This is a genomic window from Flavobacterium limi (assembly GCF_010645075.1).
In the GTDB taxonomy this organism is placed as follows: domain Bacteria; phylum Bacteroidota; class Bacteroidia; order Flavobacteriales; family Flavobacteriaceae; genus Flavobacterium; species Flavobacterium limi.
In genome coordinates, this window is record NZ_JAADZV010000001.1 from 341537 (window position 1) to 357517 (window position 15981).

The 15981-nt window shown below is 33.0% G+C and carries 12 protein-coding genes; 7 read left to right on the plus strand and 5 right to left on the minus strand.

Going from position 1 to position 15981, the window contains the following annotated elements; translation table 11 throughout:
• Window positions 1-90 precede the first annotated feature (90 nt).
• Together GXM16_RS01470 and GXM16_RS01475 are read left to right on the plus strand one after the other, a co-directional pair.
• The gene (locus tag GXM16_RS01470) at window positions 91-2190 is read left to right on the plus strand and encodes a peptidylprolyl isomerase (RefSeq protein ID WP_163392012.1); all 2100 of its coding nucleotides are present in this window, start codon (window positions 91-93) and stop codon (window positions 2188-2190) included.
• Window positions 2191-2479: 289 nt separating this feature from the next.
• Window positions 2480-2920: a hypothetical protein gene (locus GXM16_RS01475; RefSeq protein ID WP_163392014.1), complete on the plus strand. Its 441-nt coding sequence runs from the start codon at window positions 2480-2482 to the stop codon at window positions 2918-2920.
• A gap of 6 nt (window positions 2921-2926) precedes the next feature.
• Here the strand turns inward: GXM16_RS01475 and GXM16_RS01480 are convergent, their stop codons facing one another.
• On the minus strand, window positions 2927-3847 hold the full coding sequence (locus GXM16_RS01480) for a GYDIA family GHMP kinase (RefSeq protein ID WP_163392016.1): 921 nt from the start codon (window positions 3845-3847) through the stop codon (window positions 2927-2929).
• A 115-nt stretch (window positions 3848-3962) separates the two neighbouring features.
• Window positions 3963-5261: a hydroxymethylglutaryl-CoA reductase, degradative gene (locus GXM16_RS01485; protein WP_163392018.1), complete on the minus strand. Its 1299-nt coding sequence runs from the start codon at window positions 5259-5261 to the stop codon at window positions 3963-3965.
• A gap of 180 nt (window positions 5262-5441) precedes the next feature.
• On the opposite strand from GXM16_RS01485, the gene GXM16_RS01490 reads away from it, so the two are divergent.
• From GXM16_RS01490 to GXM16_RS01510, 5 genes are all read left to right on the plus strand, one after another.
• Complete coding sequence (locus tag GXM16_RS01490; RefSeq protein ID WP_163392019.1) at window positions 5442-7613, plus strand: S9 family peptidase; 2172 nt, start codon at window positions 5442-5444, stop codon at window positions 7611-7613.
• Window positions 7614-7627: 14 nt separating this feature from the next.
• Window positions 7628-9172, plus strand: coding sequence for a peptide MFS transporter (locus GXM16_RS01495; protein ID WP_163392021.1), 1545 nt, complete (start codon window positions 7628-7630; stop codon window positions 9170-9172).
• Between the two features lie 3 nt (window positions 9173-9175).
• Window positions 9176-10981 carry a peptide MFS transporter gene (locus tag GXM16_RS01500; protein ID WP_163392023.1) on the plus strand — a complete coding sequence of 602 codons (1806 nt, stop codon included), beginning with the start codon at window positions 9176-9178 and terminating at the stop codon, window positions 10979-10981.
• 45 nt (window positions 10982-11026) lie between these two features.
• Window positions 11027-11494: a thioredoxin family protein gene (locus GXM16_RS01505; RefSeq protein WP_163392026.1), complete on the plus strand. Its 468-nt coding sequence runs from the start codon at window positions 11027-11029 to the stop codon at window positions 11492-11494.
• 230 nt (window positions 11495-11724) lie between these two features.
• Window positions 11725-12177, plus strand: coding sequence for a thioredoxin domain-containing protein (locus GXM16_RS01510; RefSeq protein WP_163392028.1), 453 nt, complete (start codon window positions 11725-11727; stop codon window positions 12175-12177).
• 1 nt (window position 12178) lies between these two features.
• On the opposite strand, the gene GXM16_RS01515 is transcribed toward GXM16_RS01510, so the two are convergent.
• The 3 genes from GXM16_RS01515 to lpxB are packed head-to-tail and all read right to left on the minus strand — an operon-like array spanning window position 12179 to window position 15878.
• Window positions 12179-14218 carry a ComEC/Rec2 family competence protein gene (locus GXM16_RS01515; RefSeq protein ID WP_163392030.1) on the minus strand — a complete coding sequence of 680 codons (2040 nt, stop codon included), beginning with the start codon at window positions 14216-14218 and terminating at the stop codon, window positions 12179-12181.
• A gap of 48 nt (window positions 14219-14266) precedes the next feature.
• The gene (locus tag GXM16_RS01520; RefSeq protein ID WP_163392032.1) at window positions 14267-14749 is read right to left on the minus strand and encodes a C40 family peptidase; all 483 of its coding nucleotides are present in this window, start codon (window positions 14747-14749) and stop codon (window positions 14267-14269) included.
• A 10-nt stretch (window positions 14750-14759) separates the two neighbouring features.
• Window positions 14760-15878, minus strand: coding sequence for a lipid-A-disaccharide synthase (gene lpxB / locus GXM16_RS01525; RefSeq protein ID WP_163392034.1), 1119 nt, complete (start codon window positions 15876-15878; stop codon window positions 14760-14762).
• Between the last annotated feature and the right edge of the window lie 103 nt (window positions 15879-15981).

The following is a 15981-nucleotide window of genomic DNA, read 5'->3' on the forward strand; positions in this document are numbered from 1 at the left end:
AAAAAAGTCGAAAATAAAACACTAGTTGTATTGTTATTAACCAGATAATTGTATTTTCGCAAACTGAATATAAAATTAACGATAATAAAAATGGCAGTTTTAGCAAAAATTAGACAGCGTTCCGCATTATTGATAGGAGTTATTGCACTTGCATTATTTGCATTTATAATACAGGATCTTTTTAATAGCGGTACTTTTAGTCAAAGTTCAAAAGATGTAGGAAGCATCGATGGGAAGGATATTTCATTTGAAGACTTTAGGGTTAAAGTTAGTAATGTTGAAAAAAGTGGACAAGGGATTACTTCTACTGAAGCTGCAAACAGAGTATGGGATCAGGAGGTTTCAATTGCGTTATTGTCAGCTCAATTTGACAAATTAGGATTGAGAGTTGGAGAAAAACACCTTTTGGAAGTCTTAAAAGCAGATCCTAATATTGGTAAAAATCCAATGTTTTTAAATGCTGCGGGTATGTTTGATATTACTAAATTTAAAGACTACTTTAAAGCTAATCCTGAAGCTGCTCAGTTCATTACTGAAAAAGAAAAAGATGCTACTTTAAATGCGAAATTCCAAATCTACAACACACTTGTAAAAGCAGGTCTTTACACAACTGCAAGTGAAGGAAAACTGAAATATGAAATGGAAGCTAACAAAGTGGATTTTGCCTATGCTGCCGCATTATATTCTTCTATTAAAGACAGTGAAGTGAAAATTTCTGACTCAGAGATTGTTGATTACATGAAGAAAAACGAGAAAAAATTTAAAGCAGATGCAACTCGTGAAATTCAGTATGTATTAGTAGAAGACAAACCTTCAAAAGAAGATGAAGCTGAAATTAAAGCTAAAATCACTGCTTTATTAAACGGAAGAGTGGAGTACAATGCTAAAACTGGTAAAAATGATACATTACCTGGGTTCAGAAACGCAACAAATATTGCTGAATTTGTAAACGCAAACTCAGATGTGCCTTACGATTCAACTTATATCGCTAAAAATTCGTTACCTGCAGTTGATGCAGATAAATTATTCAGTTTAGCTCCGGGACAAATTTATGGCCCATATGTTTTTGGAAAATACTATGCTATTTCTAAATCTTTAGGATTTAAACCGGGTGTTAATGCAAAAGCAAGTCACATTTTAATTGGTTACGAAGGATCTCAGACTCCAAACCAAAAAGAAAAAAGAACAAAAGAAGAAGCTAAAGCTAAAGCTGAAGATATTTTAAAACAAGTTCAGGCTAATCCTGATAGTTTCATGATGCTGGCTTTTACAAGTTCTGATGATTCATCTGCACAGCAAGGTGGTGATTTAGGATATTTTGGTCCAAACCAAATGGTGAAGCCATTCAATGATTTTGTATTCAGTAACGGAATTGGGAAAGTTGGTTTAGTTGAAACACCTTTTGGATTTCACGTTATCAAAATTACAGATAAACAAGACGGAATTCGTTTAGCTACGATTGCTCAAAAAATTCAGCCTTCTGAAGCTACTTCTGATAAAGTATTTACATTAGCAACTAAATTTGAAATGGATGCTGCTGATAAAGATTTTAATGCTACTGCTAAACAGCTAGGATTAAAAGTTGAAGCTCCGGTAACGGCTAAAGCCATGGACGAATCATTTGGTTCATTAGGAAACCAGCGTGCTATTGTAAGATGGGCATTTGATAAAGAAACCAAAGAAGGAGATGTAAAACGTTTTGAAATCGCAAATATTGGTCACGTTATTGCGCAATACAAAAGCGAAAACAAATCTGGTTTAGTATCAGTTACATTGGCAAGACCTTATGTAGAGCCAATCCTGAAAAACAAGAAAAAAGCAGAGATATTAAAAGCTAAAATGACAGGTTCAAATATTGAAGCTATTGCTAAGAGTGCAGGAGTAAAAGTACAACAAGCAACAAATATTACCTTAGATAATCCTGTATTACCAGGAGGTGTTGGACAAGAACCTAAAGTTGTAGGTAATGCATTCGCATTAGCTGCTAATAAAGTGTCTGCTCCAATTGAAGGAAATACTGGTGTATATGTAGTGAAAAATATTAAAACAACTAAAGCACCGGCATTACAAAATCATGCTGAGTATGTGTCAAAAGTAAAAGCTCAAAGTGCATCTGATGCAAGCAGAATTTTACCTGCTTTGAAAAACAATGCTAAAATTGAAGATAACAGATTGCAGTTTAATTACTAATTAGTAGTAATAAATAAAAATACAAAACCCGAAACGTTTTAAAATGTTTCGGGTTTTTCTTTGTTTAAAATAAGTTTGTAAGATTTATTGTAACAGTTAATAGCTGTTTTTTTATATGTCATATAGGGGTAATAGAAATATGATTTAAAAAATTTGTGATATTCAAATTATTGCATTTAATTTGTCAGAATTTTTGTTTTAACAAAGTAAATTTGATTAGTAAGTGTCAAATAAAATTGTGAGAGGATGATATGTAATTGCTTTAATAATCAGGTATTTAATTTATTTTATGTTTAAGTTTTTTAGAAAAAAACCTAAAGTATATTCCAAAATTGAAAATCATATTTTTGGAATCATAACTGAACTTTTAAAAGTTAGCAGCACTGACATAAATGTTGATGAATTAGGAGGTAAATACTATTTAAGTAATGAGGAGCAACATTTTAAAGTTACGATATTGAGTAACGATTATGTTATCAGACTAACGAATACCCGTGATTCTGTTGCTGAAAAATATGACAAGGTTTTTGTTGAAGATGTTTTGAAAGCTGTAAAAGAAGAAAAGCACCGAAGAATGGAACTCGTATATGATTCTATTACGAACAGTATAGAAAAAATGGCAGAACGCTTACATAATACCCTTATCGAATCAAATGAACTGGAAAATCAAAAGGTTCGTCAGCTTGAAACAAAAATTACAAAAGAAAAAGGTAAAAAAGTAAATTATTAATGCGGTTTATTTTTGTAAAATCATTTCATCGTAAGGAACAATAGTTTCATATCCTCTGGAGTTAAAATAAGTTTCAGGATTTTCTTTAGTAATAACCATAACAAAGTCGCCGCCCCAGGCGCCAAGGCTTTTAATCACTCCATTAAAATCAGGAAAAACTTTTTCTTTAATAGTCTGCAATTCTAATATATCGCTTAAATGTATTTCGTGATTTTCTAATGCATGAGCAAATTCTTTTAATGTTTTTGCCTTGATAACTGAATCGGTAATTTTGTTATTGTCAATTATGTTTTGGGCTAAATGATTGTTTTTATTATTGTAATACGCGTTTATGGCTCTTTTACTGCTTTGTTTTTTATTTAGATAAACAAAATAGATGTTTTGAGTAAAATCAGGATGAAAGCTTATGGGTTCTGTAATTGGTAAATTATTTTCTAAGTGATAAATAATAGGAGTGTCATTTTGTGCACACGCAATATCGTAACCGCTGCCGCCAAAACTATTTTTAAGCAAGGTAAAAGCATCAATTTGTGCCCACTGAGCAATATTGTTTAATAATGTTGAAGATGTGCCAAGACCCCAGTTTTTAGGAAATGTAAGTTGTGTAGTCACTTTATATCCGTCAGCATTATCAATGAAAGCGGAATTCAAAAGATAAGCTTCGTGTAAAATATTAACCAGTGTTGTTTTTACAGTTTCAATTTCTGTCTTTACATTATTAATTATTTCAACGAACGAAATAACATCTTCAAACCAGATCTTTTCATCAACATTATAACTTTTCCATTGAATTTCGCGGTTTGAATGATTTTCTACAATTAGGTTTTGACCAAATTTTGTTGGTAATGCAAATGCTTTTGCTCCGTCAAGAACTAAATATTCTCCTGTAATCAAAAGTTTTCCGTTACTGTAAAAGATTTTTTTCATTCGATATTTTTTAGCCCCGATGGTAACGATATCCTTTTATGGCGGGGTTCGCCATAAAAGATTTAGTGGACAGCGGGAATAGCTTCATACACTTATTCAGCTATGGATGACAATATTATTTTCGTAAGTTTTCAATAAATTCCACTACAGCACTGTGGGACACTGCGGTTTTTTTAAAATGCACTTTTATTAAACGACGCTCCTCATCGTTGGCTTCAAATTGATTGATGATGTTGTTTAAGTGCATTTTCATGTGGCCTTCCTGAATTCCGGTTGTTGTTAAAGAACGTAACGCAGCAAAATTTTGAGCCAAACCTGCTACGGCAACAATTTCCATTAATTCCTTAGCAGAAGGCTTTTGAAGGATTTCTAAACATAATTTCACTAACGGATGTAATGATGTTAATCCGCCTACGGTTCCTAAAGCAAGTGGAATTTCGAGCCAGAAAGTAAAAATGCCGTTTTCTATTTTCGCATGTGACAAACTAGAGTATTGACCATTTCGCGAAGCATAAGCGTGAACACCTGCCTCAACTGCCCGGAAGTCATTTCCTGTTGCGAGTACTACGGCATCTACACCATTCATAATACCTTTATTGTGAGTCACGGCTCTGAAAGGTTCGGCTTCGGCAATTTGGACTGCCTGTACAAAACGCTGGGCAAAATCATGAGGATTGGTAATATGTTTTTCTGTTAAATCTTCGATTGGACAGGAAACTTCAGCCCTTACAATGCAATTTGGAACGTAATTGGACAAAATGCTCATGACAACCTCAATTTCTATGTCTGCATTTTGAGCCTCTTCTTTTAAAGTTGCAGCAAATTGTTCCAAACAGGAGTTGATAAAATTGGCTCCCATGCTGTCTTTGGTTTCAAAAGTGGCATGCAGCTGAAAATAATTTTCAAGTAAATTTCTTTTGTCTTTTAATTGTATGTCCAAAATTCCCCCGCCCCGCTGCTGCATATTTTTAGTAATGCTTTGGGTGTCAGAAAAGAATTTTGGTTTTATTTGATTAAATAGATCTCCTAGTTTTTGGGCATCTCCGTTGAAAGTAAAATGAACCTGACCTATTTTTTCGGTATCAATAACAGTTGCTTTAAAACCACCTCGTGTTGCCCAATATTTTGCCGATTTTGAAGCTGCAGCTACTACAGAACTTTCTTCAATTGCCATTGGGATGGTTTTGTAATTTCCGTTAATTAAAAAATTAGGAGCAACACCAAGTGGAATATATAAATTGGTAATGGTGTTTTCTATAAATTCATCGTGCAGCTGCTGAAGCTTTTCGTCTGAATTCCAGTAATTTCTTATAATGTTTAAAGCTTCATCGGGAGTTGAAAAATATTCGTTTGCAATCCAGTCAATTTTTTCTTTTTTGGATAATTTAGAAAATCCGGCAACAGCGTTGTTCATTCTCAGTCTATTAAGTAGTATTGTTGCGGCAAAGATACCATTTTAAGCTTTTTATTTGAAATCTTTTTTTTAGTATAGAGTGCTTCAGGTTTTATTTTTTTAACATTTAACAGTTAAAATGTGTATTATGTTCGTTTTTTTTACTAAAATTGGGCTCTTTTTTATATTAAAATAATACTGATGAATACAGGTAAAATTACTGTAATGCTTTTTTTGCTGGTCACAACGGCTTTTGCACAACAAAAAATTACTGTCGAAAATATTTATAGTGGTGCTTTTCGTACTAAAGGAATGGACGAGTTGCAATCTCTAAAAAACACAAATCAATATACTGTTCTAAATGTTGATCAGGCCAGCAGGAGTATGCAGATTGACTTATATGATTTTGCAACTCTCAAAAAAGTATCAAATTTAATTGATACAAAAAATCATGCTCAGCTTGCAGACGGAATTGACAGCTACACTTTTGATGCTGCAGAAAAAAAGATTTTAATTGCCTGTAATACCAACCAGATTTTTCGACACTCTTTTACAGCGGATTATTTTTTATATGATATTGCCTCTAAATCTTTAACGAAGCTTTTCGGTTTTCAGGTGCAGGAACCAACATTTTCGCCAGATGGGACTAAAATTGCTTATGCCAGAGAAAATAACTTATATGTCTATGATGTTGCTTCTAAAAAATCTACAGCTATAACAACAGACGGAAAGAAGAATGCAATTATCAATGGTATTACAGACTGGGTTTATGAAGAAGAGTTTGCTTTTGTCCGGGCGTTTGACTGGAGTAAAGACAGTAAAAAAATAGCCTATATTCGTTTTGATGAAAGTCAGGTTCCGGAATTTTCGATGTCGATGTTTCATAAAAATTTGTATCCAACAATTGAAACGTTTAAATATCCTAAGGCTGGAGAGAAAAATTCAGAAGTCTCCCTGCATATTTTTGATGTAGCCGGAAATGCTACTAAAAGAGTTGATTTGGTAAATTATAATGACTTTTATATTGCAAGATTACAATGGACAAATGATAGCAATACTTTATCAGCTCAGGTTTTAAACCGGCACCAGGACAATCTCGATTTACTTTTTGTTGATGGAAGTACAGCTGCCGCAAAGGTGGTTTTGAATGAAAAAGACAAGGCCTATGTTGATGTTACAGATAATTTGACATTCTTGAAAGATAATAGCTTTATCTGGACCAGCGAAAAAGATGGATTTAATCATATTTATGTTTATGATAAAACAGGAAAACTTAAAAATCAGGTTACAAAAGGAAACTGGGAAGTAACTTCATACTACGGTTTCGACGAAAAAACAAAAACTATTTTCTACCAGTCTACAGAAAATGGTTCAATAAACAGAGATCTTTACCGAATAGGTTTAGACGGAAAAAACAAAGCCCGATTATCTTCAAAAATCGGAACGAATGCTGCGACTTTCAGTCCAAATTTTCAATTCTTCATCAATACTTTCTCAAGTAATTTACAGCCGACTACTTATACTTTAAACGAAGCGAAAAGTGGGAAAGAAGTTCAGGTTATCGAAGACAATAAAGCGCTCGCAGCTAAATTAGAAGCTTACAGTTTGCCTAAAAAAGAATTCTTTGTTTTAAAAACAGCTAAAGGGAATGAATTAAATGCCTGGATTTTAAAACCTAAAGATTTTGATCCTTCTAAAAAATATCCTGTTTTTATGTACCAATATTCTGGTCCGGGCTCTCAACAGGTAAATAATGACTGGAACAATACGGACGATTACTGGTTTTTATCCCTTACACAGCAAGGTTACATCGTGGCTTGCGTTGACGGAAGAGGAACAGGTTTTAAAGGAGCACATTTTAAAAAAGTAACACAAAAAGAATTAGGAAAATTCGAAGTAGAAGATCAAATAGATGCTGCGAAAATAATTGGAGCTTATCAATATGTAGATGCTTCAAGAATTGGAATTTTCGGATGGAGTTATGGAGGTTTTATGGCTTCAAACTGTATTTTTCAGGGTAACGATGTTTTCAAAATGGCAATTGCAGTTGCTCCGGTAACCAACTGGCGTTTTTATGACAGCGTTTATACCGAAAGATACATGCAGACACCACAGGAAAATGCAAGCGGATATGATAATAATTCGCCAATTAACCACGTAAATAAATTAAAAGGCAAATTTTTATTGATTCACGGTTCAGGCGATGACAACGTTCATGTGCAAAATTCGATGCAGATGATGGAAGCTTTAATTCAGGCTAACAAGCAATTTGACTCTCAGATATATCCGGATAAAAATCATGGAATTTATGGTGGAAAAACCAGAATTCAGCTGTATAATAAAATGACTAACTTTATTAAAGAAAACTTATAAATAATCAGCGCTTTATGACAAATGACTCAGTAAATAAGGAAGAATTTTTTGGACATCCAAAAGCACTTTTTATATTGTTTTTTACAGAAATGTGGGAACGCTTTTCCTTCTATGGGATGAAAGCGCTATTGATTTTCTATTTAACACGTTATCATCTTTTTACAGATGTAAGCGGAAACTTATTGATTGGTAGCTACGCCGCTTTAGTATATGCAGTTCCGGTAATTGGAGGTTTTATAGCCGACAGATATCTGGGTTTCCGGAAAGCAATTGTTTTTGGAGGAATAATGCTGGTATTGGGACATCTGGGAATGGCTTATGAAGGAAATGCGGCTACACAATCGGTTACTGGTGAAATTACGCGGGATGATGTGGCATTGCAGGTATTTTATTTTTCACTTTCTTTAATTATTGTAGGTGTTGGTTTCCTTAAAGCTAATATTTCATCTTTGGTCGGTGAGCTATATCAGGTTGGAGACAAAAGAAGGGATTCGGGGTTTACCTTATTTTACATGGGGATAAATTTAGGTTCTTTCCTGGCTACTTTAATTTGTGTATGGCTTGGAGAAAAGTATGGATGGAGTTATGGATTTGGTGCAGCTGGTGTAGGGATGTTTTTTGGCTTGCTGACATTTATTTCAGGAAGGAAATTATTAAAAGGTAAGGGGGAATCAAAAGTACCGGAATTATTAGAAAAAAAATCTTTTGGTATCAAAAACGAATGGTTGATTTATGCTTTAAGTGTTTTGTCGGCATTGGTTTTTTGGCAAATGGTGCAACGACATGAAGTAGTTTCTTACTCATTAATGATTGCCGGCGCGGCTTCATTTATATATATTGTTTATTACAGTATTACCCAACTAGATAAAAAAGCAAGAGAACAACTAATGGCTCTGACCATCTTAATTATTTTTACAGTTATTTTCTGGGCATTGTTTGAGCAGGCTTATACATCATTAAATTTATTTGCTGACAGGATTCTAGACAGGACAATATTTGATCATACAGTTTCTGCGGGTCAATTTCTAAGTTTTAATGCTTTATTCATTATATTATTAGCTCCCGTTTTTGCCTGGTTATGGGTAAAACTTGGGAAATATAATCCAAATACAGCAGTGAAATTTTCTATGGCATTACTGCTGGTGGGATTAGGTTTTGGTTCTTTGGTATTAGGTATTAGTTTGTCCGGTCTCGGAAAAGTAGCTATGATTTGGTTAATTCTTACTTACTTTTTGCATACGTGTGGCGAATTATGCCTTTCTCCTGTTGGACTTTCTGCTGTTACAAAATTATCTCCGGCCAAAATTGTAGGCTTCATGATGGGTGTTTGGTTTTTAGCTACTGCCAGTTCAGAATTCATTGCTTCTATCTTGGCGAATATTGCTTCAGTTGATACCTCTAATGGTACAGCTCCGGATTTAAATCTTGCAAAACAGTCCTATTTAGTGCTTTTTGAATATCTTTTTTATACAGGAATTGGCTTTGGAATTGTATTATTTGCTCTTTCACCGATAATCAAAAAATTAATGCACGGAGTTGATAAAGAATTAAATAATTAATAGATGAGTCAGAACAATACAGATCAATTTTTTAAGAGTACCGTTTTAGGACATCCTGCCGGTTTATTCGTTTTATTTTTTACAGAGATGTGGGAACGTTTTTCGTTTTACGGAATGCGTTCATTGCTAATATTGTTTTTAACCACTTCATTTACCGATGGAGGCTGGGGATGGACCCGTGAAAATGCTTCTGCTCTTTTTGGTTCATATGTAGGATTGGTTTATCTGTCTACCATGCTTGGAGGTTATTTTGCAGATAAAGTAATTGGTTTTAGATGGGCCGTTGTAGTAGGAGCGGTGTTAATGACCTTAGGACATGCTTCGATGGCCGTAGAAACTGAATTTTCAATTTATCTGGGATTAGTGTTGCTGGTTTTTGGAAATGGTTTTTTTAAGCCAAATATGACTTCTATAGTTTCAGAAATGTACAAAGATCGTCCTGAAAAGAAAGACGGAGCTTATACTTTATTTTATATGGGGGTAAATGCAGGAGCATTCTTTGGAATTTTGCTTTGTGGATATCTGGGAGAAAAAGTGGGATGGAGCTATGGTTTTGGATTGGCAGGGATTTTTATGTTCTTCGGAATGCTGCAGTTTTGGCTTTCTCAAAATATTTTTGGAGATATAGGTTTAAAACCAAATAAAGAAAGCAAGGCAAGAGCTGAAGCTTTGGATACAGATAAAAGAAATCCTTTCTCGCCATTACAGCTGGCAGCGATAGCCTTTTCCTCAATTGTGGCTTTATTATGGCTTGTAAATGATCCTGCAGCAAAAATATCAGGAGGCAAAGTAAATATTTTTTCTTTTCTGGGTGATAACGGAAATTCAATTGCAATACTTTCTGCCTTAATTGTTTTTATTGTCCTGTTGGTTTACAGATTTACCCAATATTCTAAAATTACTAAAGAAAAATTGATAGCAGTAACTTTCTTTGCTTTTCTGACTATTTTCTTTTGGGCAATTTTTGAGCAGTCTCCAAACAGTTTAACCATTTTTGCCAGTGATTACACTGACCGCGTTTTGGTTGGAAACTGGAGTGTTATCTTTTTAGTTGTAAATTCATTAATTACTGTTTTGCCTTTGGTAATTATAACCTGGGTTCTAATATTATTGTTTAAACAGACTTTCAAATTATATGCTATCGCTAATATTATTTTGAGTATTAGTTTTGTCATCATTTGGGCAATAGCAATCTGGATGCTGGTTAAAGATTATTACACTGCCGGATTACTGGCATTATCTGATGAGACATTACAGACATTAAAAATTGATAAGGTAACAGTTCCGTTAACAGAAGTTCCTGCGACTTGGTTTTCTACTTTAAATTCATTATTTATCATTTCTTTAGCTCCATTGTTTTCTAAATGGTGGGAAAGCAAATACAACCCTTCTGCAAATTTAAAATACGGAATCGGAATGGGATTGCTGGCATTAGGAATGGCTTGTGTTGCTTTTGGTGCCAATGGTATAGAGCCCGGAGCAAAAACAGCTTCGGTAAGTATGATCTGGCTGATTCTGGTTTATCTTTTCCACACTATGGGAGAGCTTTGTATTTCTCCGGTAGGACTATCATATGTTAGTAAATTGGTTCCTGCACGTATGATTGCCTTTATGTTTGGTGTTTGGTATTTAGCAGTAGCCATCGGTATGAAAGGTGCTGGTATGTTTGGAGAGAATATTGATAAAATTGCCAATGAACACGGATTAAGTTATTTCTTTTGGATGCTGACTATTATATCAATTCTGGTTGCTTTATTTTCAATTTTGATGACTCCTGTCATTAAGAAATTAATGCATGGCGTGAGATAACCAACTTTATTATTTTTGTTTAAATTTGAAGAAAATTAAAACCAAATGAAAAAAATATTTATACTAACATTTTTTATAATAGGTTCTTTTGCCTTACAGGCTCAGGAGTTAAACTGGCATACTGATGTAAAAGAAGCAATAGCAATCAGTAATAAGGAAAAAAAGCCTTTGATGATGTTTTTTACCGGGAGTGACTGGTGTGGCTGGTGTATTCGTTTGCAGAATGAAGTACTCAAAACGCCTGAATTTCAAAAGTGGGCAAAGGACAATGTAATTTTAGTTGAGTTAGATTATCCCCGAAGAACTGCTCAGACTCCGGAGATTAAAAATCAAAACGCCGAATTGCAGCAGGCTTTCGGGATACAAGGTTTTCCGACGGTTTATTTTACAAGTGCAGAAAGTAAGGATGGAAAAGTAAATTTTAAAGGTCTTGGCAACACTGGTTATGTTGCGGGAGGCCCAACGGCATGGCTGGCTGTTGCTGACGGAATAATTAAATCTCAAAAAATGTAAAATAACATTTTTAGTAATATTGAATCCTCTCACAATAAAAAGTGAGGGGATTTTTTTTTTGTTTAGTAGGAAAATTTATTGCTTTTGAGTAATTGTATTAAATTTAAATCTTATTTTGATAAAATTTTTGGCTCAAAAAAACATATAATATAATTTTAATGATAAAAAACCTTGTAGAATTAAAATATAATGTTAATTTCGTTTTGCTAACAAACCAAATCTTTTATACTATGATAAAAAAATTACTCCTACTAATTTTCTTTTTAGGGTCAGTTACTTTCCAAGCCCAAAATTTAGTTTGGAAGACAAGTATGGACGCTGCAATAGCTGCAAGCAACGAAGAAAATAAACCAATGTTGATCTTTTTCACTTCTTCAAGTGCTCCAAATAATCTTCAGAATGAAGTTTTTAAAACTCCTGATTTTGCAGTATGGTCAAGGGATAATGTGATTTTAGTTAGATTAGATTTATCTGACATGAATGCATCAGACCTGGATAAGGAACAAAATGTCAAACTTAAAAATGCATTTGGTGTTGAAAATTTACCCGAAGTTTGTTTTGCCAATGCTTCTGTAAGAAAAAGCAAAACAACATTTCAGGCACTAGGTAAGATAGGATACAAACCAGGCGGTGCTAAAGTCTGGATTTCTGAATCAGAAGCTATTTTACATCCTGCAGAATAATTTAGTTGAACAATTTATAGAATCCCTTTTCATTAGTAGCATGAAAAGGGATTTTTTGTTTTAAACAAGTGGCTTTCCAGTATTTTTGAATGCTATATGAATTAGAAGCATCGGCAATAATTATCTTAGGGTGTAAACTTTTTAAAATACGATCCAGATTGATTTTTGGAGACTGAATTAAAAGTAAGATGTCAGGCTGGAACTTTTTTTGATAAATGCCGGTACTATCAATAATGAAAATCTTTTTGTTGTTAAAATATAAAGTGTTTTTAATTTTTTCCTGTTTTTTTAAGGTGCTAAAATTGCCAACCAGATAAGAATTTAAAATGTTGTTTTCTGATGTTTTCTTTAAAAAGTCATTGCTGCAATAAAAAGTTACATTTTCTCCATTTCTTCTAGAAATAATTGTTTTTTTCTTCATGTTGTAAACAACGATTTCCTGTTGGCTCTGTATACTCTTTTTAGTAAATAGAAAGGAAAGTTGTAAAATAATTATTGATACCAGTAATCCGGTTAATTTTAAATAGGTTGGTTTTTTTATCCAGATGATGGTAAATGTTATAAATAAGTAAAATCCAAATAAATAATAATTATTAAAACTAATGTCCCTTATTACAAATGAATCAAATGAAGCTACAAAATGGATAATTTTATTTAAGAGATAAATGCTTTTTTCTAGGATTTGAATTAGAAAGAGTGGTGCAATATTAAAAACAGCCAGGATCATTACAACTATTCCGACAATCATAATCAGGGATAGAATTGGAATAATAACAATATTGGTGACAAAAAATAGTCCTGGGAATTGATGAAAATAATATAAGCAAAGTGGTAATGTTCCTATTTGTGCGGCAAATGAAACAGTTAAGACATTCCAGATATTTATAAGAATTATGTTTTTGGGATTCCATACACTTTTTAATATTGGCTGTAGCCAAAGAATAAAAAATAATGCCAGATAACTAAGCTGGAAACCTATATCAAATAAGAAATAAGGTTCAAAAAGTAATATTAAAAGTATTGAAACTAATAAGGTATGATAGGTGTTGCCATTTCGGCGTAAATGATTGCCAATAGCCAAAAATGAAAACATGACCACAGAACGTAAAACACAAGGGGATAAGCCTGAAATTACAGCGAATATAATTAGTGAAATTACAATGGCAATTAATTTTATAAAGGATCCTTTTCGTGTATTTCCAATAGGCTTTAATATAAAAGTAATAAAAAGCATTATAAAACCAACATGCAGTCCTGATACAGAAAGAATGTGTGTAGCACCAGAGTATTGATAATCCTGAATAATATCAGGTGATATCTCCTGCCTTTGTCCTAATATAAGAGCCAAAGCAACATTCATTTCACTGGTATTAAAATGATTTTCCGTAAGATTCCGTACAATCCTTGAATGCAATTTTGCAGTATAATACCAAATGTCTTTTTTTATGACGTTGTGTAAGTTTATTTCTGATTTTGTGGAGTAAACCTGTGCATAAATTTGCTTATCTTTTAAGTATTTACTGTAATCAAACTGATTCGGATTTTTGGGCGAAGGATTATTTTGGAAGGTAGTTTTTAAGCGAATTATATTTCCAATTATTAGCGGATTGGGCAAACTGTCTTTTTGAATGTTGATAATAATCCTTCCTGAATAATTGTGATTTTCAATTTTACGAACTAAAGCAATATACCTGTCGTGGTAATCATTGCCTTTTAATTTCTCTCTTAGGCAGAGTGTTATTGATTGCGGTTTTTCAAAGACCTCTTTGCAATTGGCGTAATTTGTTTTCTGTAAGGATTCTGTATGATATAATAGAGTTAAGCATCCAATCAAAAATGATAGGAGGTATGTATTTACAGTAAAGACTACGATATATTTATTCCGTTTTCCCGAAAAAAAGTAAGAAGCTGTAAACGAAAACAATGCTGTAAGTATTGTACAGTTTACAAGGAATAAATCTGGTTGCCAATAATAAGCTGTTAAAATGCCTATAGTAAAACAAATAGTAATTTTAATCAAAGGGAAATCTAATACTTTCATTTTATAAAAGTATTAAAAAATGTAAGAAAATACCTTTTTATTTAAAATTTATTCAACTATTCTATTAATTTGAGTAAATGAATTTTTATAGTATGGTTCTTTTGTTGAAGAAATAATGACTCCTTTAGACGTAGAAGAATGTACAAATTTTATCTCTTCGTGATTGATTTCTGTTATAAGGCCTACATGATTGATCTGTTTGCTTTTGTTGGTTTTAAAGAAAATCAAATCACCTTTTTTCGCATCATCAAATTTAATTATTTTTCCAATTTTCGATTGTTCGTAGGAACTTCTTGGTAATTTTATGTTTTCTTTCTCAAAAGTAGAGAATACTAGCCCTGAACAATCAAAGCCTGCATTAGTGGTGCCGGCTGCTTTATAACGAATGCCAATATTATCGGTTGCAGTTTCAATCAAATTGTTTACAATGTGTTTTGTTTCGCGTTTGGATTCTTTATTTACAGAAGTTGGTCCTGTTTTACAGGACAAAAGCAAAATAGAAAACAATATTAGTAAGATTGCTTTTTTCAAAACTAAAATTTTATTGTTTTTTTAAGTCTGATACAATAAGTTTGGCTGTTTTTTTACTGGCACCAATTCCTCCAAGCTTTTGTTCTAAAAGATCATATTTTTTTAATAATTCATGACGATAATCCGGATCTAATATTTTTTGCAATTCGGCTTTAATTCTCTTGGTATTACAATCGTTTTGAATCAATTCAGTTACGACTTCTTCATCCATGATTAAATTAACCAGTGAAATGTATTTTAAAGTAATAATTCGTTTTGCAATTTGATAAGATGCCCAGCTTCCCTTATAGCAAACTACTTCCGGAACTTTAAAAAGCGCTGTTTCTAAGGTTGCAGTGCCTGAAGTAACTAATGCTGCTGTTGAAGATCTAAGGAGGTCATATGTTTTATTCGAAATGAATTTGATGTTTTTATTTGAAATAAATTGTTTGTAGAATTCAAAATCCTGACTAGGCGCACCGGCAATAACAAATTGATAATCTTTAAAATCGTCAACAACACTTAACATTACGCTCAGCATTTTGGTGATTTCCTGTTTGCGGCTGCCTGGTAAAACGGCAATAATCGGCTTTTCACTTAATTGATTATCTTTTCTAAAAACAGCTTCATCAAAAGCGGGCTGATTATGAATAGCATCAATTAAGGGATGCCCAACAAATTCTACTGGAAAATGATGTTTGTCTTCGTAAAAGCTTTTTTCGAAAGGTAAGATTACGAACATTTTGTCTACATCATTTTTTATTGCTGCAATTCGGCTTTCTTTCCAGGCCCAAATTTGAGGTGAAATATAGTAATGTGTTTTATAGTTATGTGTTTTTGCCCATTTTGCGATTCGCATATTAAATCCCGGATAATCAATGAAAATGATCACGTCAGGCTGAAATTCTGAAATATCTTTTTTGCAGAATTTAATATTATTTAATATCGTTTTTAAATTAAAAACCACTTCAACAAACCCCATGAAGGCTAATTCGCGATAGTGTTTTACTAAAGCCCCGTCTGCATTTTGCATTAAATCGCCTCCCCAAAATCTAATTTCAGCTTCAGGATCTTCTTGGTATAAAGCTTTCATTAAGTTAGAACCGTGCAAATCGCCAGAAGCTTCTCCTGCAATAATGTAGTATTTCATATGTAGATACTTATTGTTTTTTATTGGCATATTTAATTTGCAGATTTTTCCTGGTATTCTTGACCAGATTACAGCCTAGCTCATATAATATGTCAATAATATT